We start from the raw sequence: 1,045 nt of genomic DNA on the forward strand, positions 1-1,045 counted from the left end.
CGCTCGCAGATCCGCTCGGCCGTCTCCGGGTCGAAGAGGTCGCAGGAGTACTCCAGCAGACCCGCCAGACCGCCCTCCGCCTGCTCGATCAGCTCGAAGAAGAGGTCGAACTTGGCCACGCCCGCGTCCACCCGGTGCAGGTCGGCGTTCAGGTCAGCGAACGTGAACCGGGCCCGCTCGTTGTTCTGCAGGACGAGCATCACCTGGAACAGCGGGTGCCGCGCCAGCGAACGGTTCACGCCGACCGCGTCCACCAGCCGCTCGAACGGCACGTCCTGGTGCGCGAACGCCGCCAGATCCGACTCCCGCACCCGGCCCAGCAGTTCGCGGAACGTCGGATCGCCCGAGGTGTCGCTGCGCAGCACCACCGTGTTGACGAAGAAGCCGACCAGCTCGTCCAGCGCCTCGTCCGTACGCCCGGCCACGACACCGCCGATCGGGACGTCCTCCCCCGCACCCAGCCGGGTCAGCAGAGCCGCCATCGCGGCCTGGGCCACCATGTACAGCGTCGCCCCGGACTCCCGGGCGAGCGCGAGCAGGCCGGCGTGCACCTCCGGCGGGACGGTGAAGGTGAGACTCGCGCCCCGGTGACTCGCCGCCGCCGGCCGCCGCCGGTCGGTCGGAATGTTCAACTCTTCCGGAACACCGGCGAGTTCGGCCTTCCAGAAGTCCAACTGCCGGGAGATGACGCTCTCCGGGTCGCCCTCCTCACCGAGCAGCCCCTGCTGCCACAGCGCGAAGTCGGCGTACTGCACCGCCAGCGGCTTCCACTGCGGCGCCTCGCCGCGCACCCGCGCCGCGTAGGCCGTCGCCAGGTCCGTACTCAACGGCACCAAGGACCAGCCATCACCCGCGATGTGATGCAGCGTCAGCAACAACACGCACTCGTCGGCGCCGACGACGAACAGCTCGGCCCGCAGCGGGATCTCGGACTCCAGCGCGAAAGCCACCGCCGCGGCCGCCGACAGCGCGCCCTCCACCTCGCCCGCCGTCACCTCGCGCACGGCCAGCTCCGGCGCCACACCTTCGAGCACCCGCTGGTACG

The 1,045-nt window shown here is 71.2% G+C and carries 1 protein-coding gene; it reads right to left on the reverse strand.

All coding sequences use genetic code 11. The features are described from left to right. Positions 1-1,022: condensation domain-containing protein (locus VM95_RS37645; RefSeq protein ID WP_244179150.1), on the reverse strand; the 1,022-nt coding region annotated here is incomplete at its 3' end. Positions 1,023-1,045: the final 23 nt, after the last annotated feature.

It is taken from the genome of Streptomyces rubellomurinus, from assembly GCF_000961885.1.
GTDB lineage: Bacteria > Actinomycetota > Actinomycetes > Streptomycetales > Streptomycetaceae > Kitasatospora > Kitasatospora rubellomurina.